This window comes from Bariatricus massiliensis (genome assembly GCF_900086725.1).
Lineage (GTDB): Bacteria > Bacillota > Clostridia > Lachnospirales > Lachnospiraceae > Allocoprococcus > Allocoprococcus massiliensis.
The window spans coordinates 518,393-540,281 of record NZ_LT574838.1 but is presented as its reverse complement, the minus strand read 5'-3'; the positions used below and the strand labels follow the sequence as shown (position 1 = coordinate 540,281).

Annotated in this window: 23 protein-coding genes; 18 read left to right on the top strand and 5 right to left on the bottom strand. The window is 47.2% G+C overall.

Features of this window, described 5'->3' with window-relative positions; genetic code table 11:
- Positions 1-227 precede the first annotated feature (227 nt).
- On the top strand, positions 228-440 hold the full coding sequence (locus BN6465_RS14115) for a hypothetical protein (RefSeq protein ID WP_066736406.1): 213 nt from the start codon (positions 228-230) through the stop codon (positions 438-440).
- A gap of 321 nt (positions 441-761) precedes the next feature.
- Here the strand turns inward: BN6465_RS14115 and BN6465_RS14110 are convergent, their stop codons facing one another.
- The 4 genes from BN6465_RS14110 to BN6465_RS14095 are packed head-to-tail and all read right to left on the bottom strand — an operon-like array spanning position 762 to position 4,111.
- The gene (locus tag BN6465_RS14110) at positions 762-1,469 is read right to left on the bottom strand and encodes a response regulator (protein WP_066736404.1); all 708 of its coding nucleotides are present in this window, start codon (positions 1,467-1,469) and stop codon (positions 762-764) included.
- A 15-nt stretch (positions 1,470-1,484) separates the two neighbouring features.
- The gene (locus tag BN6465_RS14105) at positions 1,485-2,540 is read right to left on the bottom strand and encodes a sensor histidine kinase (RefSeq protein ID WP_082891719.1); all 1,056 of its coding nucleotides are present in this window, start codon (positions 2,538-2,540) and stop codon (positions 1,485-1,487) included.
- Between the two features lie 13 nt (positions 2,541-2,553).
- Complete coding sequence (locus BN6465_RS14100; RefSeq protein WP_066736400.1) at positions 2,554-3,396, bottom strand: YitT family protein; 843 nt, start codon at positions 3,394-3,396, stop codon at positions 2,554-2,556.
- Positions 3,397-3,454: 58 nt separating this feature from the next.
- Entirely contained in the window at positions 3,455-4,111 is a 657-nt protein-coding gene (locus BN6465_RS14095) for a Crp/Fnr family transcriptional regulator (RefSeq protein WP_066736398.1), read from the bottom strand.
- Positions 4,112-4,414: 303 nt separating this feature from the next.
- Here BN6465_RS14095 and cysK point away from each other — a divergent pair, with 303 nt between their 5' ends.
- From cysK to BN6465_RS14035, 12 genes are all read left to right on the top strand, one after another.
- Positions 4,415-5,356, top strand: a complete 942-nt coding sequence (cysK, locus tag BN6465_RS14090) for a cysteine synthase A (RefSeq protein ID WP_066736397.1) — start codon at positions 4,415-4,417, stop codon at positions 5,354-5,356.
- A gap of 26 nt (positions 5,357-5,382) precedes the next feature.
- Positions 5,383-5,736 carry a thioredoxin gene (gene trxA / locus BN6465_RS14085; RefSeq protein WP_074017798.1) on the top strand — a complete coding sequence of 118 codons (354 nt, stop codon included), beginning with the start codon at positions 5,383-5,385 and terminating at the stop codon, positions 5,734-5,736.
- A gap of 152 nt (positions 5,737-5,888) precedes the next feature.
- Entirely contained in the window at positions 5,889-6,614 is a 726-nt protein-coding gene (locus BN6465_RS14080) for a DUF5058 family protein (protein ID WP_066736396.1), read from the top strand.
- 4 nt (positions 6,615-6,618) lie between these two features.
- Positions 6,619-7,284, top strand: a complete 666-nt coding sequence (locus BN6465_RS14075) for a hypothetical protein (protein WP_066736394.1) — start codon at positions 6,619-6,621, stop codon at positions 7,282-7,284.
- Between the two features lie 14 nt (positions 7,285-7,298).
- A complete protein-coding gene (locus BN6465_RS14070) occupies positions 7,299-8,735 on the top strand; it encodes a M20 family peptidase (protein WP_066736393.1) in 1,437 nt (478 codons plus the stop codon).
- A 35-nt stretch (positions 8,736-8,770) separates the two neighbouring features.
- Positions 8,771-9,442 (top strand): FadR/GntR family transcriptional regulator, encoded by a 672-nt coding sequence (locus tag BN6465_RS14065; RefSeq protein ID WP_066736392.1) that lies wholly within the window; start codon positions 8,771-8,773, stop codon positions 9,440-9,442.
- A 151-nt stretch (positions 9,443-9,593) separates the two neighbouring features.
- Positions 9,594-10,832, top strand: coding sequence for an amidohydrolase family protein (locus BN6465_RS14060; protein WP_066736390.1), 1,239 nt, complete (start codon positions 9,594-9,596; stop codon positions 10,830-10,832).
- A gap of 34 nt (positions 10,833-10,866) precedes the next feature.
- Positions 10,867-11,541: a FadR/GntR family transcriptional regulator gene (locus tag BN6465_RS14055; protein WP_066736388.1), complete on the top strand. Its 675-nt coding sequence runs from the start codon at positions 10,867-10,869 to the stop codon at positions 11,539-11,541.
- 30 nt (positions 11,542-11,571) lie between these two features.
- Positions 11,572-12,888, top strand: coding sequence for an L-serine ammonia-lyase, iron-sulfur-dependent, subunit alpha (locus BN6465_RS14050; RefSeq protein ID WP_066736382.1), 1,317 nt, complete (start codon positions 11,572-11,574; stop codon positions 12,886-12,888).
- Positions 12,888-13,964, top strand: coding sequence for an NAD/NADP octopine/nopaline dehydrogenase family protein (locus BN6465_RS14045; protein ID WP_066736380.1), 1,077 nt, complete (start codon positions 12,888-12,890; stop codon positions 13,962-13,964). The genes BN6465_RS14050 and BN6465_RS14045 overlap by 1 nt, the downstream gene beginning before the upstream one ends.
- Before the next feature lie 14 nt (positions 13,965-13,978).
- A complete protein-coding gene (locus BN6465_RS14040) occupies positions 13,979-15,550 on the top strand; it encodes an AbgT family transporter (protein ID WP_066736377.1) in 1,572 nt (523 codons plus the stop codon).
- A 15-nt stretch (positions 15,551-15,565) separates the two neighbouring features.
- Positions 15,566-16,924: a M20/M25/M40 family metallo-hydrolase gene (locus tag BN6465_RS14035; protein WP_066736375.1), complete on the top strand. Its 1,359-nt coding sequence runs from the start codon at positions 15,566-15,568 to the stop codon at positions 16,922-16,924.
- A gap of 2 nt (positions 16,925-16,926) precedes the next feature.
- On the opposite strand, the gene BN6465_RS14030 is transcribed toward BN6465_RS14035, so the two are convergent.
- Positions 16,927-17,601 (bottom strand): Crp/Fnr family transcriptional regulator, encoded by a 675-nt coding sequence (locus BN6465_RS14030; protein ID WP_066736374.1) that lies wholly within the window; start codon positions 17,599-17,601, stop codon positions 16,927-16,929.
- A 103-nt stretch (positions 17,602-17,704) separates the two neighbouring features.
- Here BN6465_RS14030 and BN6465_RS14025 point away from each other — a divergent pair, with 103 nt between their 5' ends.
- The 5 genes from BN6465_RS14025 (at position 17,705) to BN6465_RS14005 (ending at position 21,888) form a co-directional block, all read left to right on the top strand.
- Positions 17,705-17,932 (top strand): hypothetical protein, encoded by a 228-nt coding sequence (locus BN6465_RS14025; protein WP_066736373.1) that lies wholly within the window; start codon positions 17,705-17,707, stop codon positions 17,930-17,932.
- Positions 17,913-18,224 (top strand): YbjQ family protein, encoded by a 312-nt coding sequence (locus tag BN6465_RS14020; RefSeq protein ID WP_066736371.1) that lies wholly within the window; start codon positions 17,913-17,915, stop codon positions 18,222-18,224. The genes BN6465_RS14025 and BN6465_RS14020 overlap by 20 nt, the downstream gene beginning before the upstream one ends.
- A gap of 23 nt (positions 18,225-18,247) precedes the next feature.
- The gene (locus BN6465_RS14015) at positions 18,248-19,357 is read left to right on the top strand and encodes an aldo/keto reductase (protein WP_066736367.1); all 1,110 of its coding nucleotides are present in this window, start codon (positions 18,248-18,250) and stop codon (positions 19,355-19,357) included.
- Between the two features lie 175 nt (positions 19,358-19,532).
- Positions 19,533-20,006, top strand: a complete 474-nt coding sequence (locus BN6465_RS14010; protein WP_066736366.1) for a complex I 24 kDa subunit family protein — start codon at positions 19,533-19,535, stop codon at positions 20,004-20,006.
- 1 nt (position 20,007) lies between these two features.
- On the top strand, positions 20,008-21,888 hold the full coding sequence (locus BN6465_RS14005) for an NADH-quinone oxidoreductase subunit NuoF (RefSeq protein ID WP_066736363.1): 1,881 nt from the start codon (positions 20,008-20,010) through the stop codon (positions 21,886-21,888).
- Position 21,889 lies beyond the last annotated feature (1 nt).

Below are 21,889 nucleotides of genomic sequence, written 5' to 3'. Positions count from 1 at the left end.
TACAAATGATGAAATTCAAAGCCACTAAATGATGTTATTCGTTTTACAAACAACAAAGGTTATAGTGATAAAGTAGAACGGGAATACCAAAAGCTAAAACGCTACTCCCGTAAGCAATAAAGTACCGAAACCAAGGGGCGCTAAAATGAAATGATTTTTAATGGCCAGAGGCACTTCAATACGTTCAGAAGTGTCTCTGGCCGACAATCAGAAAGGAGGGCTAAACTATGAATTGGAAAAAGGAATATCTGGTTTCATCAATGCTATTTACGATAGGTGCGGTGATTTGGCTCATTACTATTCCCCTTACCTACAACCATAGGGGAATCTTTGATATTTTATTAGTGCTGCATTGTTGCTGTGCATTACTGTTCAGTGCAGCGGCGGCTGCTTATTTTATTAAGTATAGACACAACAAGCGGAATAAGGATGACAAATAACTTCTAGTGTCTAGAGGTAAGAAAAGAGGAAGAGCAGTGTAAAAAACCTATCTTGACAAGAACCGTTAGGTTATTGTATTTCTTGCGTTGATTATCATGTTTTTCCATATAAAATGAATAAAATCCTGCAATATGAAATTTATTTTCATATTGCAGGACTGTCCGAGAGCAACAAAGGTGCAGTAAGTTTACTTGTAGCCGTCATGTTTTACTAAATTAAAAAGAAACATCATCCATGCAAACATAAGATCACCTCTTTGATATCTACTATATACCTTTTCGTGTCAGATGCAATAAATTTTGAGGTTTCTTAGCGGAATTTTAGCGGTCATCTTCATTCATCCGGTAGCCTACGCCGACTTCAGTAAAGATGTATTGAGGCTGTGCCGGATTTTCTTCTATTTTTCTTCGGATATTTGCCATATTGACACGGAGTATCTTATTGTCTTCATCTGCATAGGGGCCCCATACATTTTTTAGAAGTGCGGAATAGGTTATGACCTTTCCTGAGTTCTGGGCCAGATATGCGACAATCTTGTATTCGACCGGCGTAAGATGAACAAGGTTACCCTTAATGGCAAGCGTGCGCTTATGAAAGTCGAGAACAAGTTCATGGCATTGATAAGTGTGCGTGTTTCGGCCTGCGTCGGTGTCAAGAGGACTGCTGTGCCGGAGTGAGGTGCGGATTCTCGCCAGTAATTCGGATGTGCCGAAAGGCTTGGTTATGTAATCGTCAGCCCCATAATCAAGAGCTTTTACTTTTTCCCGCTCATTTGTGCGGGCCGAAATGACGATGATAGGACAATTAGTCCATTCTCGGACAGTGGGAATGATCAACTGCCCATCCATGTCGGGCAGCCCAAGATCTAGAAGTATCAAATCAGGACAGTTTGAATTGATGAGCTGTATACCTTCCGCTCCCGTCGAGGCTGTCAGAACTTTATAATTGTGTTTTTTAAGAATGGTGCTGACAAAGGTCAATATATTTTTTTCGTCTTCAATAAATAAAATAGTTATTTTTTTCTGCATGGTCTTTGTATACTCCTATGTTTTTGGCAGTGTGAACGTGAAGACAGCGCCGTGTTCATGGTTGCGGGCGGATATCTGTCCCCCGTGGGCTTCGACAATTGTACGGCAGATAGAGAGGCCGATACCCATGCCTTTGTGTCCATCCGATGTTTCGCTGGCAGAGTAAGTCCCGAGGAATAGATTGTCAAGCTGGGAATCATCCAGCCCACGTCCGTAATCTTTAATTTCAAAAATGATAGTCTCCTCGTTCTCTGTTATGCCCAATTCGGCGGGACGGTCGCTGCCAGAATGAATGACGGCATTTTCCAGAAGGTTGATAAGAACCTGCTCAATCAGAATCGCATCCATGGGAACCATAAGAAATTCTAAAGGCACGTGGATATTGAACTGGGCGTCTGGGAGTCGTTTTTTCAGCCTGCCGGCGGCCTCTGATACCACCTCCTCCACAACTTCAGGTGACTTTTTAACTTTCTGGCCGTCTTCTTGTATACGTGTGACACTGAGCAGATTTTCTACCATATTAAGCAGCCAGTTTGAATCGTTATTTATGTTGGTGATGAGTTCCCGTTTTTCTTCCTCTGACAAATAGTCTTCTCCTTCGAGAAAAGACGAGGATGCCCCGATGATACTTGTAAGAGGCGTCCGCAGGTCGTGGGATACGGCGCGGAGCAGATTGGCACGGATTTTTTCGCGCTCGGCTTCCTTGATTGTTTTTTCACGTTCCGCAATAATTGCTGCCTGCTTTTTTAAACGGGCAGCAGTGGTGGCTGTGATCAAGGTGATAGCGAGCATTCCAATAAAGGTGATGGGGTATCCGGTCAACGTAAAGTTTAGATGGAAGTAGGGATAAGTGAAGAGGAAATTAATGCAGATGACGGAAAAAAGCGCAGCAAAGATACCATACCGGTATCCTGTGGTGCGCAGAGTGACCACGAGAAGGGCCAGAATATAGAGCAGAGCTATATTTGCAGAATTTTGCGGAACTAGATAAAAGAATACGAAGGCCAGAATGGTAGCGGCCGTCAGTGTGATGAATGTTATAAACCAATGATTGGTTAAGAGCTTTTTCATCGTATGTTCCTTTCTACCGGCCGATGCTGTAACCTCGGCCGCCCACATAATTTACACCGTTAATTACGGTAAATGCATAGGGATCCACAGTATATATCATCTTTTTGACTGCGTTGACTTTGCTGTATGGCAGAATAGTAAGGATAATCTTAGTATCCGTGCGCTGATAGCCGTTCTCTGCGTTTAAAAGAGTCACGCCGGTGTCGAAAGAGTTGAGTAATTGCAGCCGTATGTCTTCCTGATTTTTAGAAAACACTAACAACTGTACCTTAGATTCCCCGTGTGTAATGATTTTGTTTACCATGATGCTGCAGCACAGAATAACGACAATACCGTAAACTACAGACGTAAGTGGCTTGTAAAGAGCCTGATAGAGGATGACGGTACAGTCACAGACATACATGACAACGGAGATGGCGACTCCGAATTTCTTGTTGAGCACGACGCCCAGTATATCAAATCCTCCGCTAGACCCGTTAGCCCTTAAAATCAGGCCGCTTCCGATTCCAAGCAGGCAGCCGGCAATTAAGCTGCTTAAAAGAGGATCGGATTCCAGCGCTTGAAAGTATGTAATCTTACCGAAAACTTCCAGCAGGAAAGGGAACAAAAAGGTCATGATCAGAGTTTTGAAGACAAATTCTTTTCCTGCGAATATCCAGCCCAGTAGAAAGAGCAGAATATTGATACACAGTACAATCCAAGATACCGGCAGTTTGAGAAACGGGGCAAGAATCACAGAAAGTCCCGTAACGCCTCCGGCGACCAAACCTTGGGGCAGAACAAAGAAAGCGAATGCAGCGGCGGTCATACTTCCCCCAAGTATAATGACTAAGTAGGATAAAAGCTTATTTTTCATTATTTTACACCTCCACGAAAATTATAAACAAGAGGGGAGGTATGGACTGTAGCATAGATTACAATTCGGCGTCGTTTTTTGTTGCATTTTCGAGGCCATTCCGGTCTAACACTGTGATTTTCCCATAATCACTTTGAATTAGTCCCTGCCGGGCGAACTGTGACAGGACACGGGACACCGTAACCCGGTTGAGGCCGAGAATTCCTCCGATTTCTTCATGGGTATAGGGAAGCGTGTTTTCCGTGATATTCTTATCGATGTTGGCAGCAGATGTCTCTTCTAATAAAAAATCTGCTATCTGCTGGTAACGGTTAAAATTGGTCAAACGGTATATCTGCCGGCAGAGATGGTTGCAGGTCTCGCTTAAATGTTGAAAGAGTAAGGTCATGAGTTCCGGTGAGCTGGACAGAAGTGGAATCAGGTTCTGCACATGGCACAGGATAAGTGTCACGTTATTTACCGCGGCTACCGTGGTAGGGCGCACCCGTCCGCTGAGGAAGGAGGATTCGCCAAAGATTCTCCCCTTTTCCAGTATTTCCAGTGTCGTCTCACGGCCGGAAGAAGAAATGGTATAAACACGCACCCTGCCCTCGACAATCAGGTATAGGAAGTCGGCCGAGTCATTCTGGAGGTAGATAAGCTCCTCTTTTTTAAATGTTTTTTTCGTGCCTATTTGCTGGAAGGAGGCAAAATATTTATCGGGTATTCGTGTCATTTTTTCTCCTGCTGCCAATGAAGGCGCCTTTCTTTAAAAGTTGTTGAATTTATTTTATCACGTTGCCTATGCTTCTACAAATATAACTTTGTTTATGGTATAATAATTGCACATATGTGCAATTAAGGCAATTGCATTGCCTTTATGCCGCTCAAGCGGCATACTATACCGGCAAGCCACCACTTGAAAAGGAAATGTCGCTGCACGCCGCTTCCTTTTCTGCGTTTGTGGTAGAATAAAACGTGGTGGACGTAATAGGAGAGGGGGAATATAATATTTAAGAAGAATGATGGAGCAATTATTATGATAGCAGACAATGTATTGGAGGCGGCAGGGAATACCCCGCTTATCCGGCTGAATAGAATGACAGGAAAAGAGGATGCGGAAGTACTGGTCAAGTTTGAGGCGGTAAATATAGGCGGTTCTATTAAGACGAGGACGGCCATGAAGATGATAGAGACGGCAGAAAAAGCGGGACGTATACACAAGGATACCATTATCGTAGAGCCTACCAGCGGTAATCAAGGAATCGGCCTCGCCCTCATCGGGGCGGTGAAAGGTTATCGTACAATCATTATTATGCCGGATTCTGTCAGCGAGGAGCGCAGAAAGCTGGTACAGCATTATGGCGCAGAGGTGCGTGTCATCCACGACGAGGGCAATATCGGGGAGTGCATTGGGAAGTGTTTAAAAGCGGCGGAAAAAATGGCCGAGGAGAATCCCCACGTATTTGTCCCCCAGCAGTTTGAAAATCCGGCGAATGTCATGGCGCACAGGGAAGGGACTGGGCTGGAGATTATAAGGCAGGCGGGAAAGCGGATAGACGGCTTCTGCTGCGGTATCGGAACCGGAGGCACTATAACCGGTGTCGGAGAAGCGCTGCGGGAAGCCAATCCTAGGACGGAGATATGGGCGGTGGAGCCGGAGCATGCGGCCATCCTCTCAGGAGGGGAAGTGACCGGGCATATTCAGATGGGGATTGGGGATGGCTTGATACCACGAATCCTAAATCAGCATATCTATTCGGATATTGTACGAATCAGTGATGAAGAGGCGCTGGAAACCGCAAGACAATTGGCCGGAAAAGAAGGGCTGATGTGTGGTATCTCCAGTGGCAGCAATGTGGCAGTGGCACTGCGGATGGCTAAAAAGCTCGGAAAAGGCAAGACGGTTGTCACTATACTGCCGGATACAGCCGAAAGGTATTTTTCCACACAATTATTTGAAGATAGAAATGGATTGTGACCGAATCACAGATAAGCAGTCGAAAAATGGATATAATACACATCAAGAAAAGCATAGAAAAGGAGAATAAAATTATGGCAGCAATTCATATAACCAAGGAAAATTTTCAGAAAGAGGTATTAGAATCAGACAAACCAGTACTTGTAGATTTCTGGGCAGAATGGTGCGGGCCTTGCCAGATGGTACTTCCCATTATCGAAGAAATCGCTGACGATGAGTCCGAAGTAAAGGTATGCAAGGTCAATGTAGATGAGCAGATGGAACTGGCCAGACAATACCAAGTCATGTCAATTCCAACATTTCTAGTTTTCAAAGATGGCAAAGTCATCAAAAGAGAAATGGGAGCAAAAAGCAAAGTTGAAATCATGAGTATGTTCTAGTAAAAAATCAAAGTGAGAAGACTGACAATTCTTTGAATTGTAGAGGGGGACGGGTCCCGATGCATCGGGACCCGTCCCCTTTGCGTCTTTGTGTAAATAGTGGTAAAATAAGAGCAACAAGAGTTATCAAAAAAGGAAAGAGGTGGATGTCTATGCAGTTTAATCCGAACAGTACATTTTTATTCGTCATGGCGGGGTTCATTATTTTATTTGTCATTGCCCAGTCCCTATTCTTTCTCGTGCGCTCGTGGCACAGGGCGAAGGAGCTGGGGATGGATATGAAGCAGATGAAAAAGACCATGATATCTACGGCGGTATTTACGTTTGCACCGGCTGTATCCATACTGCTGGGGGTTATCACATTATCTAAGTTTTTGGGAATTGCGCTTCCATGGATGAGACTTAGTGTTTTGGGCGCTATTACATATGAGCTGCCGGCGGCTACATCAACGGCGAATGCACTGCAGGTCTCGCTGTCCGAGATGGTGACAGACCCTAAAGTGTACACGGCCATTGCATGGGTCATGACGCTGGGTATATTCCCGGGACTTATCTGGGTACCGCTTTTTATTAAAAAGATACAGGGCGGCCTTATGAAAATAAAACAGAAGGATGACAAATGGGGGGATATTGTCATGACAGCGCTGTTTTTGGGAATGATATCCGCCTTTTTAGGCATGGTCTTCGCGGATATCAGACAGGGGCTGCAAGGATGGATTCCCATCTTCGTCCTTCTCTTTTCCGCATTGCTTATGGCTGTCTGCGGCCTGCTGATTAAAAAATGCGGCATAAAATGGCTGGAAAATTATGCGGTTCCCATCAGCATGCTGGGAGCCATGATATTCGCGGTGGTAATCACACCGGTGATAGGAGGGTAGCTCTATGGGGAAAAATAAAAAAACATATGACGACATGACACATTTTTACGGGAGAATCTGGATTCTTCTCGCACTTGCAGTTATCTTCTCCTTCCCCATTGGCGCCTGCCTTTATTATCACGCGTGGCCCGGCATTGGCCCGGTGCTGAAAGGCCTGATCGGAGTGGCACCCATATTTTGGACGGTAGGCTTTATCGAGGTGCTGACCTTTGTGCCGATGCTGGGAACGGCGGGCTCTTATTTGGCGTTCGTGACCGGGAATCTGACCAACTTAAAAGTGCCGGCGGCGCTGACCGCCATGGAAAATGCGAGAGTGAAACCGGGAACTGAGGAGGGGGAGCTGGTCTCCACCATTGCGGTTGCCACATCCTCCATTGTCACCACCCTGATTATTGCGGCAGGAGTACTTCTCTTGGTTCCGCTGACCCCGGTTTTGAATTCCCCGGCATTGAAACCGGCATTTGACAATATCCTACCCGCCCTGTTCGGAGGGCTGGCGGTTGTATACGTGAGTAAAAATTGGAAGATCGCAGTGGCGCCGCTTATATTTATGGTCGTTTTGTTCCTGCTCGTACCGTCACTGTCCGGCTCCGTGGGCGTGCTCGTTCCGGTGGGGGCTCTGATAGCGATCGGCTCGGCGAGAATCCTATATAAGAAAGGAAAACTGTAAAAAGGGGTGTTTGTATGATTATATTGTGGATAGTTTTGGCGGTAATCGCAGTGTTTCTCGTGATTCTTCTTGCACGGGCCGCTGCATTTAAACCGAAAGAAGAGATAAAGCCTTCCGGCAAAAAACCGGAACTGGATGAGCAGAAAATCGTGGAACACATGGCAGAGATGATTCGCTGCAGAACAATCTCTTATAATGACGAGAAACTGATTGAGCAAAAGGAATTTGAAAAATTCAGAGAACTCTTACCAGTGCTTTATCCAAAGGTACATGAGACGTGCCGGCGGGAGTTCGCGGGAATCAATGGCATGCTGTATCACTGGAAAGGAAAAAGTGAAGAAGAACCAGTAGTTCTGATGTCCCATTACGATGTGGTTCCGGTGGAAGAGAGCCAGTGGGAAAAGCCGGCCTTTGAAGGAATCGTAGAAGACGGCGTGCTTTGGGGCAGAGGGACGCTGGACACGAAGGGGACGCTCTGCGGTATCATGGAAGCGGCGGAAAAGCTGATAGCAGAAGGATTTACCCCCTCGCATGATATCTATTTTGCCTTTTCCGGTCAGGAGGAGATCAACGGCCCTACCTGCCCGATGATGGTGAAGCTTTTAAAAGAAAGAGGAATAAAACCGGCCCTTGTTGTGGATGAAGGAGGGGCCGTGGTAGAGAATGTATTCCCCGGCGTGGAAAGGGAATGCGCCCTGATAGGCATTGCGGAAAAGGGGCTTACCAATATAGAATTCCGTGCCAAAAGCTCCGGCGGCCACGCATCCATGCCCCCTGTCCACACGATAGTGGGAGAACTGGCACAGGCCGTTACAGAAGTAGAGAACCACCCGTTCCCGCGCCAGCTTACCAAACCAGTGCGGGAGATGCTGGACACACTGGGCAGGCACTCTACTTTCGTGTACAAGATTGTATTTGCCAATCTGTGGTGCTTTGAAGGATTGTTCGATAGAATCTGCCGCAAATCCGGCGGAGAATTGAATGCGATGATGCGCACCACCTGCGCCATGACAAAGATGGAAGGGGGCAAAGCTTACAATGTGATTCCGCCTGTGGCGTCTGTGGGGATGAACCTGCGGTTGCTCGGAAAAGACACGGTGGAATCCGCGCGGGCATATTTGGAACAGACGATACACAATAAGAATATTGAAGTGGCAGTTGTGGAAGGAAGAAACCCCTCCGCAGAGTCTGACACGGACTGCGAAGAATATAAGAGACTTTGCAAAGCGGTGGCCGACACATGGCCTCAGGCTCTCGTATCACCGTATCTGATGATGGCATGCAGTGATTCGTGGCACTACTGCGATATCACAGACCGCGTATATAAATTCTCAGCGATGAAATTGTCCAAAGAAGAGCGGGGCATGATTCATGGGAATAACGAAAGGGTGCCGGTGGACACGCTGGTCAAGACCGTAGAATTTTACGTGCGGCTGATGGAAAAATGTTGATATACATAAATTAAGCAGATAGTGGGGAGAAACAAGTGGAAGAAACAAAAAAGAAACAGAGATTGTCAGACAGCATAACAGAAGAACTGGAAAAAATGATTATAGAAAAATTCAGGCCGGGGGACAAGATACCGCCGGAAATGGAATTGGCGGAGCGGTTTGGAGTTGGAAGGTCTACGGTTCGGGAAAGTATGAAAGCCTTGACAGCTAAGGGGATTATCGTCCGGAGAAATGAGGGGACATTTGTCTCAGTAGAAGTGAACAGATGCCTGATCGAGCCTTTAAGCCTTCTCGTGAATATGGAGATTGGCAATCTTGAAAATCTGGTGGAGATGAGAAAGCTGCTCGAGTTAGGATGTATAAGAATTGCGGCGGAGAGGATTACAGACGAGGAACTCAAGGAGCTGGAAAAGTTGAATTGGCAGATGCACGAGCCGGGAGCAGACGGCTTGAAACTTCAGAATATTGATATACAGTTTCACAATAAGATTGTGGAAGCCACGGGAAACCAGCTGCTGGTAGAACTTTTAAATGCAGTAAGAAAAGTGATGGTACAGCATTCCGAAGATCCGTATGGAGTTCTGGAAGTGCTTCCGGACATGCTGGAGTCTCACGGAGAACTCATAGATGCGCTTAAAAAGCATGACCCAGCAAAAGCGTATGAGTCAATGGAAACATATTTAGAGCGCAGCCACATATACCAATAAAGAAGATGTAACGCCCCGGAGCAGAAGCTCCGGGGATTTTTTTGTTTTTCACAGAAAAACACTTGACTTCCATGGTAATACATAATAGATTCATTGTATGATAATGAAGAATAGATGTCCGATGAAAGAAAAAAGTAAAAGGAGGAATCCCATGAGCAAGTATTTTTTGAAATGTGGAAAGTTATTTGACGGTGTGGAACTTGAGTTAAAGGAGAATGTAAATATTCTTGTGGAGGATGACAAGATTATCGATGTAGGGAGAGACTTTGCGGCACCTGACGGGGCAGAAGTCATCGACCTTTCACATCTTACCGTCACACCGGGGCTTATCGACGCACATTCCCACATTGAGCACAGAGAGATTTGTGCATTTCCAAGTGTTCCGATGATGTCCGACGAGGAAATCCTTTTGAACATGCTTTACAATGCAGAGGAGTCGTTAAAAAGAGGATTCACGACACTCCGCCTTGTAGGGGTGACGCTGAACGGGTATGGCTCTCTCGCTCTGAAAAACTCTATCAACACAGGGCAGTTTGACGCTTCCAGACTGATTGTCGCTCCCCATGGCCTTGGCACAACAGGAAGCCACGCAGACTTCTCATCTATTTACAGAAATACGCCTTATCTCTCAGAAGCGATGGAGAACGCGGACGTTTATATCGGCAACGGCGCGGACTTCTTCAAGATGAGAGTAAGAAAAGAAGTGAAATATGGGGCAGATTTCATAAAAATCATGGCCACCGGAGGATTTGCGACGCCCCATGACGGTCCTCATGACATTCAACTTGACGACGAGGAGCTGCAGGCAATTTTCCAGACGGCGAAAGCGCTGCATTGTCCGGTCACGGCCCACGCATACGGTCCCCGGCTTGTGCAGAAGCTGGTGAAATTCGGGATAGAATGTATTGAACACGGCTCTTTGATTGACCGTGAGACCATTAAGATGATGGAAGATGCCGGGACGAAGCTTGTGACGACCTATTGGCCAATGGAAGATGTCGTGCACCCGAATGAAGAGGGACTGGAATATATGAGCCCCCAGCGCAGGAGAAAATCTCTGCTGTACGGCGCACAGCTGAAGGAGACAAGAGCGTTGATTCTCGAGTCCAACTTGAAAAAGGGATATGGGACGGATTTAATTGACAAATTCCATAATTATGAACATTGGGTAGAATTTACAGCGTGGAGGAAAAGCGGCGTGAGCGCCCTTGAGACACTCCGGGCCGCCACCAGTGTCAATGCAGAGATCTGCAACAGAAACGATATTGGAGTGATCGCAGCTGGAAAAACCGCGGATATTGCGGCATGGCACAGAGATATGATAACTGACATGGAAGCAATCAGAGACTGTGATTTTGTTATGAAGGAAGGACGGGTCATTCCGCTGTAAGAGAACCGTTCCGATGAAAAGGGGGTGAGGATAAATGGCTCAAAAAATAAAACTTGTGGATAACGTTCTCAGGGAATTAGAAAGCATGATTACCGGACAACTCAATCCGGGGGATAAGCTTCCCACGGAGATGGAACTTGCCGAACGGTTTGCGGTGGGCCGCTCTACGATTCGGGAGAGCATGACGGCTCTGGTGGCTAAAAAGCTGGTGACACGGACAAATGAAGGCACCTTCGTCTCCGAACATGTAAATGAATGTCTTGTTGACCCGCTCAATATACTGATCGATATGGAATTTGGAAAAATAAAAGATTTGATACAGCTCCGCGAAATTTTGGAACTTGGGACTATCCGGCTTGCGGCGGAATATGCGGATGAAAATGTCATACAAAATTTAGAACGTTTGGAATGGCAGATGAAAGAACCCGGGATCACGGCAGAGTTTATGCAAAAGAGAGATATCGAGTTTCATGCCGAGATTGCGAAAGCAAGCGGGAATGTGGTTCTGATGGAGCTGCTCAATGCACTCCGGGAAGTGATTGCCGCCAATATTGAAAGTAAAGACGCAATGTTTTTGCTGGCAGGGAATTCCAACAGTATGCACAGGGAGATTATCGACGCGATCAAAGAACACGATTCCGAGCGCGCCTATAACCAAATGAAAAAGTATTTTCAATTTGTGCGGGAGAACGGCGCATTTAAAGAATGAATGTCATAAAAAGATGGAGGAATATAGGATATGGAAAAAGAAACGTATCAGGAACTGCTTTCAATCCTGCATAAGGAGGTGAAGCCGGCGCTTGGCTGTACAGGGCCTATCGGAATCTGTTATGGGGCTGCGGAGGCGTATGATGCAGTAAGGGGCGGGAAAATCAAAAAAATCACAGCGAAAGTTGACTGGGGATTTGGCTGCAAGATCGATGACGTGGCATTTCCCGGCTCCGAAATGTTAGGGGCAGAGATGGCCGTAGCGCTGGGCGCACTTTGCGGGGACCCTAAGCAGGGACTGGAAGTATTAAAAGATGTTGATCCTGAGATGGAAGTAAAAGCACGTGAGGTAGCGGAACTGGTGGAAATGATTCCCCAGTGGGACAGGAAAGCCTTGGGATTTTTTTTGGATGTTGCCATCGAGACAGATATCGGGACAGGAAGAGCCGTTGTGATGGAACGAAGCGACGGGCTGGTGCTGAAAGAAAGAGACGGAGTGGCGCTGGAGGAACACGAGGCGGACCCTTCCGCGCAGACGGCATCGGCTCCCATTTTAAAATATGGGATAGCGGATTTCTACGAGTTCGCAAAGACGGCAGAAGAGGAAGACCTTGCATTGATGGCAGAAGCCGCATTGAAAAACAAGACTTTGGCCATGGAAACCATCAATCGCAGATTAGGGGCGGGAATCGGGGCCGTGCTGTATGAGACTGCGGAAGGAAATACAAAGCAAAAAGCGAAGGCATATGCGGCGGCTGGATGCGAAGCGAGAATGTCGGGTGTCAACTATCCGGCGATGACTTGCGGCAATAAGGGAAACGTAGGAATTGCTGCGTCTATGCCTCTGGCTGCTCTGTCGGAAGACTTAAAGCTTCCTGAGAGTGAACTGGTCAGAGCGAGTGCGTTCAGTTATCTGACGGCAATTTCCGTTATTTCAAGACTGGGAAAATCACCGGCCATGTGTTCCTGCGAGGTGGCTGCCTCACTGGGCGTAGCGGCGGGAAGCGTCTTTCTTCAAGGCGGCAGTCTTGAGATGGCAGAGACGGCGATTCAGATGACGATTCCCAACATCTTTGGAGTGGTCTGTGACGGTGCAAAACTGGCATGCGCAATGCGGATTTCTTCCGGCACAGGGGTCGCGCTGGAAGCGGCTGACCTAGCGCTTAAAGGCGTCAGGCTCGCCAATAATCAGGGAGTTCTTGCGGAAAACGCAGATAAATCCATTGATTTAATGGGACATACGTCCCTCTATGCTATGGTTGACAGCGACAGGGAATTATGCAGGCAGCTGTTTGAAAAGAGAAACATATTTCCGCTTATGACCTTTGAAGAAAGGCAGAAACAGTAATGACAAAGAAGAACGTAACAATTATCGGCTGCGGGGCCACCGGGCTGGCTACGGCAGCATGGTATGAAATGCAAGGATTAACGGTCACTTTATGTGACGCGAAAGAAGAATTCGAAGATTTTAAGCTTATAGAAGAACATGGTATTTTAAGTGAAGGGGCATTCGGGATTACAGAACCTGTGCCGGTACATAGAATGACGACAGACATTTGCGATTCGGTAAAAGGGGCAGAATATATCATCGTATGCGTATCGGGTAAAAGACAAAATGAGATTTCCAGCCTGATTGCACCGGTCCTAAAGGATGGACAGGCGGTACTGTTCACCCCGGGAAATTTGGGTGCAGTGTGTTTGAGAAGGATACTAGATGCTTTTTACGAACAGAAAGGATATCAAGATAAGAAGCCGACAATTATTTCGGCGGAAACTTCTGGGAATTTGTGGGCATGCCGGATAACTAAGCCGGGCTGTGTGGTGGTGGCCCTCCCTGCCGCAGTTCAAAAAATAGCTGCTTATCCGGCAGCTGACACAAGGAAAGCCGTGGAATGTTTTGAGGGACTTTTAAAGGCAGAACCTGCCAAAAATGTAATAGAAGCCGTGTTGAATTCCCCTAATTTAATCACACATCTTGCGGGGACACTTTTAAATGTGGCGGACATAGAGCGGAAAAAAGAAGAGTTTGCCCTGTTTGAGGATGGGCTCTCAGAAACCGTAATCTCTGTTTTCCGTCTGCTGGAGCGGGAGCGGAATGCAGTACTTTCCGCTTATGGACTCGAGCTTTACAATAGTGAGAGCTGCGAAGTATTGATGCGCACACTGATGCAGGAAGACACGCCGGAGGGACTGCGGTTGTTCAAATCCCTGAAAGGGCCTTCCTCCATGCAGCACCGCTATATTTCGGAAGACGCGCCATATGGGACGGCATTGCTTGTCTCCATGGCAAGGGCCGCGGACATTGCGGTGCCAATCGCGGAGAGCCTTCTTACTATGGCTTCCGCAGTAAATCAAACGGACTATTATAAGTGCGGGCGCACTTTGAATAGTATGAATTTCTCAAAAGAAGAGATAAAAGGATAAGGAGATGAGGAGTTATGCAAAAAGCTACAAAAGAAACCACGAAAAAGTCATTGATGTTCCGGGTGCTTGACGCGATCGAAGCTGCCGGAAACAAATTGCCGGCGCCGACTATTATCTTTTTGGGCCTGGCAGTCATCGTTGTTGTTTTGTCATGCCTTGGCAGCCTGATGGGATGGAACGCCACCGGTGAGGTGCTGAACGCGGCCACCGGCGAGACGGAGATGACAACATTTACAGTATTTAATCTGCTGAGCGCAGACGGTATCCGTTATATGCTCAACAATGCGATTCCCAATTTTATTAACTTCCCTATTATAGGGCCTACTATCGTAGTTATATTTGGAATCGGGCTTTCACAGGAATCCGGTTACATTGAAACACTGATCAGGACAAGTGTTGGAAAGGCACCGGCCAAGCTGGTGACGCCGTTTATTATCTTTATCGGGCTTATGACTTCCATTGCCGATAACTTGGGATTTTTGGTATTAGTCCCGCTTGCGGCCATGATCTATAAAGCGCAGAAACGGCATCCGGTTGCGGGAATCGCCATGTCATTTGCAGGTGTATCGGCGGGTATCGTATCCCACGTTATCATTGCGAACACAGATGTTGTCCTCACCGGACTGACACAGGCGAGCGTATCCACAGTGGACGCAGGTTACGCGGTATCACAGGTTTCCAATATGTACTTTATGGTGGCGTCTTGTATAGTGACGATTATTGTTGTAACATTAGTGGATAAGAAAATGGTATCCCCGAGGCTTGGAGTATACAATCCGGCGGACGGCGACGGAAGCGACCCGCTGGAGGAGAAAGAAATCACACCACAGATGAAGCACGCGTTTAAGGTTGCCAATATTGTCCTTCTGCTGATGATTGCCGCCCTTGTCATTATCTGTATTCCAAAAAATTCTGTTATGAGAAATCCGGAGACAGGTGATTTGATCGCAGGCTCTACGTTAATGCAGGCGGTCGTTCCGCTCATCGCAATCATGCTTGCAGTGCCGTCCATCGTCTACGGACGCCTTTCAGGAGTCTTTAAAAACAGTAATGACGTTGTGAACGCACTGACAAAGGGAATGTCTTCCATCTCCAACTTTATGGTAACCATGTTTTTTGCGGCACAGTTTATTGATTATTTTGGCTCAAGCAATATGGGCAGGATTATCGCCCTTAGAGGGGCATCTTTCTTGAAAACGCTGAATATGCCTCCGATTATGCTGATTGTTCTCTTTATCTTAATCTGCTGTCTGTGTAATGTTTTAATGTGTTCAGCATCTGCAAAATGGGCAATTTTCGCGCCGGTATTTGTGCCGATGCTGATGCAGCTCAACATTACTCCGGAGCTTACACAGCTTGCATACAGGATTGGTGACGGAAGTACGAATATCATTTCTCCGGCTTTCCCATTCCTTGCGTTTATGCTTGCGACATTAAAGAAATACGATAAGAAGAGTGGATTCGGTACGTTGATGTCATGTATGATGCCGTACGCTCTCGCAACATTAGTGGCATGGATTCTTATGCTGGCAATTTGGATGCTGATTGACCTTCCACTTGGACCGGGGGCATTCTGCCTGCTTTAAAAGGAGTTATGGAAAATGAATGACAGAGTGAAAAAAGTTTTTGAATATATTGAGGAACATCAACAGGAATATATCAGTAAATTTCAGGAGTTTGTCCGCCAGCCCAGCATTGCGGCAAACGGGCATGGAATCCCGGAGATGATTCAGTTGGTGGAAGATTCGTTGAAATCGCTGGGAGCACAGCCGGTATTGTTTGAAAATGACGGGAACCCGATCATTTATGCAGAAATGAAAGGTGAGAATGAGCATACATTTGGATTTTACGATCATTATGACGTACAGCCGGAGGGAGACCATGCGCTTTGGGAGGACGATCCCTACGGAGCGGTCATCCGTGACGGTGTGATGTATGGACGAGGATGCGCGGACAACAAGAACGGGCTGGCGGCAAAGCTTTGTGCGGTAGACGCGTGGCAGAAGGTGTACAAAAGCCTGCCGTGCGGTGTGAAATTCTTTGTAGAAGGGGAGGAAGAAGTGGGAAGTCCCCATTTGGAATCTTTTGCCAAAGAACACCCTGACCTTTTAACGTGCGACGGTTTTAACTGGGAAACGGGCACAAAAGAAGTGGGGGGTGCGCCGGAAATCGCGCTTGGAAGCAAGGGGATGCTGTATGTAGAATTCCATGTGAAAACAGCGGATAATGACGGACATTCCCGTTTTGCCCCTATTTTGGAAAACGCGGCATGGAGGCTTCTGCGGGCCTTGGCGACAATCAAAGATGAAAATGACCATATTTTGATTGAAGGGTTCTATGACGGTGTGAAAGAGCCGGGGGAAGATGTACTGGCAAATCTGAAAAACGATAACTTGAAAGAAGAAGACGTTAAAAACCTGTTTGGGGTTGACCGGTTCATCAACGGGCTCACCGGTGAAGAAATGCTGAAAAAATATTATTTTACCCCGACCGCCAACATCTGCGGCATGTCTTCCGGATATACGGAGAAGGGACAGAAAGCGATTGTCCCCTGCCGCGCGGACGCCAAGATGGACTTCCGTCTCGTCCCGGGGCAGGAACCGGACCGGATTTTCGAATTGTTGAGAGCGCATCTTGACAGACACGGATTTTCGGACGTAGAGGTTGAAAAGCTGTCTGTCATGCCGGCTTACAGCACCAGTCAGGATTCTCCCTTCTTTGGGATTGTAAAAAATGTCCTGACAGAAATGTTCGAAGAACCGGTTGTACATAATATGATGACCGGGACAACGCCGATGCCTGTTTTCTGCAAGGAGCAGAATATTCCGGTGGCAACCTTTGGATGTTCCAGCGAGACGGCGGGAATCCATGCGCCCAACGAACACCAGCATATACAGTCATGGGTCGATGAGATTAAAGTCATGGCGGCTGTCATGGGCGGACTGGGTGATCTGCAGTAAAGCTATATCAGGCCGCTCAAGGCACTGCGGTCCACAATCTTTACACTGCCGCGGCCAAGCTCCACCCAGCCTTCGGATGAAAAGTATTTCAGCATCCTTGTGACGACCTCCCGGGCGCTGCCCATCAGACGGGCAATCTCTTCGTGTGTCATCTTCAGTTCACTTTTTTTGGACGAAGCGGATTCATCCAGAAGAAAAATTGCCAGACGGCGGTCAAAGCTCATGAAAAGAATTTGCTGCATCGTCCACATGACCTCAGAAAAATGTTCGGCGATCAATTTGTAGGTAAATACTTCGACGTATACATTCTGCTCCATCAATTTGGAAAAGTAGGAGGAGCATATCTGGATCAGCTCACAGTCACTTACGGCATCCACGTATACGTCGAAGGTAATGGAATTGAGGACACAGGAGGCGGACAGCGCACAGATTTCTCCGCTGCCTATGCGGTATAAAGTGATTTCCCGTCCATCTTCGGACATCATATATACCCGCAGCGAGCCCTTTTTGACATAAAGGATTCCGATACACTCCAAGTCCGCATTGTGAATGGGCGAGTTCTTTGCGTAAGTATTCAGCGAAGCGTGGTGGAGAAACTCCTCTTTTTCTATATGGCTCAGTTTTTCCCAAAAAGGAAAGGCTGAGCCTATCAATGTTTTATCTTCGGAAGTCAACATAATCATCATCTCCTAACAATATTTATTTTACAATAGTCTGAGAGAAAAGAATAGTATATTTTTTCCCATGTGTGTGATAGAATTTAAGATAGAGGTAAAAATCATGAAAAAAAATGGCAGGAAAATGGCGGCCCCCATAATTGTTACGGTTATTATGATTGCATATTATGCTGTGTTCGGCGTGGTGGTGTGGAAGCTCAGCCCGTCCGCGGCAGTGTGTGTGCTGGGAATTGTGATTCCCTTAGCTTTAGCCGGCGTGATTGTGGGAGTATGTATTCAAAGAATTAAAGAGATAAGGAGCGGTGAAGAGGATGATCTTAGTAAATACTGATTATATTTCCGGTAAAAATCTGGAGATGCTTGGGATGGTAAAGGGAAGTACGATACAGTCCAAAAATGTCGGCAGAGACATCACGCAGGGGTTCAAGACCTTGGTGGGAGGAGAGCTGAAGGCTTACAATGAGATGATGAATGACGCCAGAGCGCTGGCGACAAAGCGTATGGTGGAAGAGGCGGAAGGCATGGGGGCCGATGCCATTGTGAACATCAGGTATGCGTCCGCGGCGGTCATGGCGGGAGCGGCTGAGGTCATGGCGTATGGGACTGCCGTGAAGTTCGTATAGGCAGTATAGAAGGAGGAAATGTGATGTTTGGAGAAAAAAAGTTGGGATTCGGTATGATGAGATTGCCTCTTTTTGACGGGGAAGATCAGAAAAGCATCGATTATGAGCAGGTGAATCAAATGGTAGATACGTTCATGGAGCGTGGGTTTACATATTTTGATACCGCCTATATGTATCATAATTTTATCAGCGAAAGAGTGCTGAAAAGCGCTGTGGTGGAACGTCACCCAAGAGAAAGCTTCACCGTCGCCACAAAGCTTCCTATCTCACATTTGAAGAAGGCGGAAGATATGGAGCGGATTTTCAACGAGCAGCTTGAGAAGACCGGAGCGGGTTACTTTGATTATTATTTGCTGCATAGCCTGAACGCTGAATATTATAAAACGGTAGAGGAATTTGACGCCTTTGGATTTGTGAAGAAGAAGCAGGCAGAGGGGAAAATCAAGCATATCGGTTTTTCTTTCCATGACAGTGCAGAACTGCTGGAGGAAATCCTGAGCGCTCATCCGGAGACCGAGTTTGTCCAGTTACAGTTAAATTATCTGGATTGGGACAGTGAGAGTATTCAGTCAGGCAAATGCTATGAGACGGCTGTCCGTCATCATAAGCCGGTGATTGTGATGGAGCCGGTCAAGGGTGGTACTCTTGCCAAGGTGCCGGAGACGGTGGAAAAGATGTTCAAAGGGGAAAACCCTGAGATGTCGGTGGCGTCATGGGCGGTCCGTTTTGCAGCAAGTCATGAGCATGTGGGGATGGTGCTGAGCGGTATGTCTAATATGGAGCAGCTATTGGATAACACGGAGTTCATGCAGGATTTCAAACCGCTTACAGAGAAGGAGTCTACGATTGTTGAACAGGCTGTCAAGATTATCAACGGCTCAGTTACGATTCCGTGTACGGGATGCCGCTATTGTGTGGACGGATGCCCCAATCATATAGCTATTCCTGAATATTTTTCTTTGTATAATGCGGCTAAGCAGGGGAATGATATGGCGGGAAGTGAATACGCTAAACTGACGGAGGAGAATGGCAAGGCATCTGACTGTATCAGCTGCCGGAAGTGTGAGAGAATCTGCCCGCAGCATTTGGAAATAACCGGATGGCTCAAGGATGTAGCCAAAGAGTTCGAATAAAAAGAGAAATCAGGTTTAAAGAGCTGGAATGTGAGAGTGATGCTTTCGCGTTCCAGCTTTTTTACTGAAAATAATGTATAAATTTAAGTACAAAGTTGAAAAGTGCATAAAAACCATATATAATAAGGAAAATGACAAAAATTTAACAATATCAAACTGCCAAAGGAGGTACTTTATGCTGGAACAGAGTTACTACGACAAGACCGATGAAATTATTGGGTCTCACGGAACCGAGCAGGCGGCATTGATTCCGATTATTCAGGATATTCAGAGTGAATACCGTTATCTGCCGCCGGAACTTTTAAGCTATGTAGCCGGGAAGCTGGGAATTAGCGAGGCCAAGGCTTACAGTGTTGCGACCTTTTATGAGAATTTTTCTTTTGAGCCGAAAGGAAAGTACATAATAAAGGTATGTGACGGAACGGCTTGTCATGTCAGGAAGTCCATCCCCATTCTTGAGCGGCTGTACAGTGAGCTGGGACTCTCGAAGGCTAAGGTGACAACAGACGATATGCTCTTTACTTTGGAGACAGTATCCTGTCTTGGAGCATGTGGTCTGGCACCGGTACTTACGGTGAATGATAAGGTATATCCGGCTATGACGCCGGATGCTGCAGCGGAGTTGATTCGGGAATTGAGAGGTGCGTAATATGGAGAGAATAAGGAATGCACAGGTGCTGGACAGAGTCCGGGAAGAAGCGAAGGAAGCAATCAAGAACAGCCGCTGTAGAATATTGATTTGTGCAGGGACTGGATGCCTTGCGGGAGGCTCCGGTGAGATATATCAAAGGATGTGTGAACTTGTAAAAGACAATCCCGACGTGGAAGTTGAATTTGCGCCGGAAGTGGCACACGGCCCTGTTGAGGTGAAAAAAAGTGGATGCCACGGTTTCTGTGAGATGGGGCCGTTAATGAGAATAGAACCTCAGGGAATACTGTATACAAAGGTACAGCCGGAGGACTGTGAGGCCATATTCCAGCGCACGATAGTAAAGGGAGACATTATCCGTCATCTGTTATATAAGCAGGACGGTCTAGAATACCAGAAGCAGGATGAGATTCCGTTTTATAAAAAGCAGACTCGTCTGGTGCTTAAAAACTGCGGACATATTGATGCGGAACATATTAATGAGTACATATCCACAGGCGGATACTCCGCGTTGGAGAAGGTATTGTTTACCATGAAACCGGAGGAAGTGGTGCAGGAAATCATGGATTCCAATCTACGGGGACGAGGGGGCGGCGGCTTTACTACCGGATACAAGTGGTCACAGGTGGCGAGGCAGAAGGAGACGGCCCGCTATGTTGTCTGCAACGGGGATGAGGGCGACCCGGGGGCGTTCATGGACAGGAGTATCATGGAAGGCGACCCACACAAGATGATTGAAGGGATGATGATCGCTGCCTATGCTGTTGGGGCGCAGGAGGGATATATTTACGTGCGCGCGGAATATCCTTTGGCTATCAGCCGTCTGCGTACGGCAATCGCACAGGCAGAAGAATGTGGCCTTCTGGGAGATAACATTATGGATTCGGGATTTTCCTTCCGACTGCACATTAACCGGGGAGCAGGCGCGTTTGTGTGCGGAGAAGGCAGTGCCTTGACGGCGTCGATTGAAGGGAACAGGGGAATGCCCCGTGTGAAGCCGCCTCGTACGGTGGAGCAGGGACTGTTCGGAAAGCCTACGGTGCTGAATAATGTGGAGACATTTGCCAATGTGCCTATGATTATCACGGAAGGGGCACAGTGGTATAAGAGCATCGGACCGGAGAAGAGTCCGGGGACAAAGGCATTTGCCTTGACGGGAAGCGTGAAAAATACAGGGCTCATCGAAGTTCCCATGGGCACGACTCTCCGGGAGGTTATTTACGATATCGGAGGCGGCATCAAGGATGACGGAGAATTCAAGGCCGTGCAGATTGGAGGGCCTTCCGGCGGCTGTCTGGTCACGCCCCATCTGGATATAAGTCTGGATTTTGATTCTTTGAAGAAAATGGGAGCGATGATTGGCTCCGGCGGTCTGGTCGTCATGGACACGAATACCTGTATGGTGGAAGTGGCGCGTTTCTTTATGAATTTTACGCAGAATGAGAGCTGCGGCAAATGTGTGCCCTGCCGTGAGGGGACGAAGCGGATGCTTGAAATTCTGGAGCGGATTGTGGCAGGCAACGGTACACTGGAGGACTTGGATATACTGGATGAGCTGGCGCAGACGATAACGGAAACTGCGCTCTGCGGGCTTGGCAAGAGCGCGGCTCTTCCGGTCATGAGTACTCTGAAGCTTTTCCGGGACGAGTATGTAGAGCACGTTGTGGATAAGAAGTGTGTTTCACATACTTGTACTGCATTCCGGAAATTTATTATTAGTCCGGAGCGGTGTAAGGGTTGTTCGAAGTGTGCCAGGAACTGCCCTGTTGGAGCGATTAGCGGCAAGATTAAAGAGCCGTTTACAATTGACACGGAAAAATGTATCAAGTGCGGCGCCTGTGAGAGTGCCTGTGCGTTTGGTGCGATTCATATAGAAGGGTAGG

Coding starts and splice junctions, on each gene's coding strand:
- BN6465_RS14115 (WP_066736406.1), top strand. CDS start 228: ATGAATTGGAAAAAGGAATATCTGGTTTCATCAATGCTATTTACGATA.
- BN6465_RS14110 (WP_066736404.1), bottom strand. CDS start 1,469: ATGCAGAAAAAAATAACTATTTTATTTATTGAAGACGAAAAAAATATA.
- BN6465_RS14105 (WP_082891719.1), bottom strand. CDS start 2,540: ATGAAAAAGCTCTTAACCAATCATTGGTTTATAACATTCATCACACTG.
- BN6465_RS14100 (WP_066736400.1), bottom strand. CDS start 3,396: ATGAAAAATAAGCTTTTATCCTACTTAGTCATTATACTTGGGGGAAGT.
- BN6465_RS14095 (WP_066736398.1), bottom strand. CDS start 4,111: ATGACACGAATACCCGATAAATATTTTGCCTCCTTCCAGCAAATAGGC.
- cysK (WP_066736397.1), top strand. CDS start 4,415: ATGATAGCAGACAATGTATTGGAGGCGGCAGGGAATACCCCGCTTATC.
- trxA (WP_074017798.1), top strand. CDS start 5,383: ATGGATATAATACACATCAAGAAAAGCATAGAAAAGGAGAATAAAATT.
- BN6465_RS14080 (WP_066736396.1), top strand. CDS start 5,889: ATGCAGTTTAATCCGAACAGTACATTTTTATTCGTCATGGCGGGGTTC.
- BN6465_RS14075 (WP_066736394.1), top strand. CDS start 6,619: ATGGGGAAAAATAAAAAAACATATGACGACATGACACATTTTTACGGG.
- BN6465_RS14070 (WP_066736393.1), top strand. CDS start 7,299: ATGATTATATTGTGGATAGTTTTGGCGGTAATCGCAGTGTTTCTCGTG.
- BN6465_RS14060 (WP_066736390.1), top strand. CDS start 9,594: ATGAGCAAGTATTTTTTGAAATGTGGAAAGTTATTTGACGGTGTGGAA.
- BN6465_RS14055 (WP_066736388.1), top strand. CDS start 10,867: ATGGCTCAAAAAATAAAACTTGTGGATAACGTTCTCAGGGAATTAGAA.
- BN6465_RS14050 (WP_066736382.1), top strand. CDS start 11,572: ATGGAAAAAGAAACGTATCAGGAACTGCTTTCAATCCTGCATAAGGAG.
- BN6465_RS14045 (WP_066736380.1), top strand. CDS start 12,888: ATGACAAAGAAGAACGTAACAATTATCGGCTGCGGGGCCACCGGGCTG.
- BN6465_RS14040 (WP_066736377.1), top strand. CDS start 13,979: ATGCAAAAAGCTACAAAAGAAACCACGAAAAAGTCATTGATGTTCCGG.
- BN6465_RS14035 (WP_066736375.1), top strand. CDS start 15,566: ATGAATGACAGAGTGAAAAAAGTTTTTGAATATATTGAGGAACATCAA.
- BN6465_RS14030 (WP_066736374.1), bottom strand. CDS start 17,601: ATGTTGACTTCCGAAGATAAAACATTGATAGGCTCAGCCTTTCCTTTT.
- BN6465_RS14025 (WP_066736373.1), top strand. CDS start 17,705: ATGAAAAAAAATGGCAGGAAAATGGCGGCCCCCATAATTGTTACGGTT.
- BN6465_RS14020 (WP_066736371.1), top strand. CDS start 17,913: ATGATCTTAGTAAATACTGATTATATTTCCGGTAAAAATCTGGAGATG.
- BN6465_RS14015 (WP_066736367.1), top strand. CDS start 18,248: ATGTTTGGAGAAAAAAAGTTGGGATTCGGTATGATGAGATTGCCTCTT.
- BN6465_RS14010 (WP_066736366.1), top strand. CDS start 19,533: ATGCTGGAACAGAGTTACTACGACAAGACCGATGAAATTATTGGGTCT.
- BN6465_RS14005 (WP_066736363.1), top strand. CDS start 20,008: ATGGAGAGAATAAGGAATGCACAGGTGCTGGACAGAGTCCGGGAAGAA.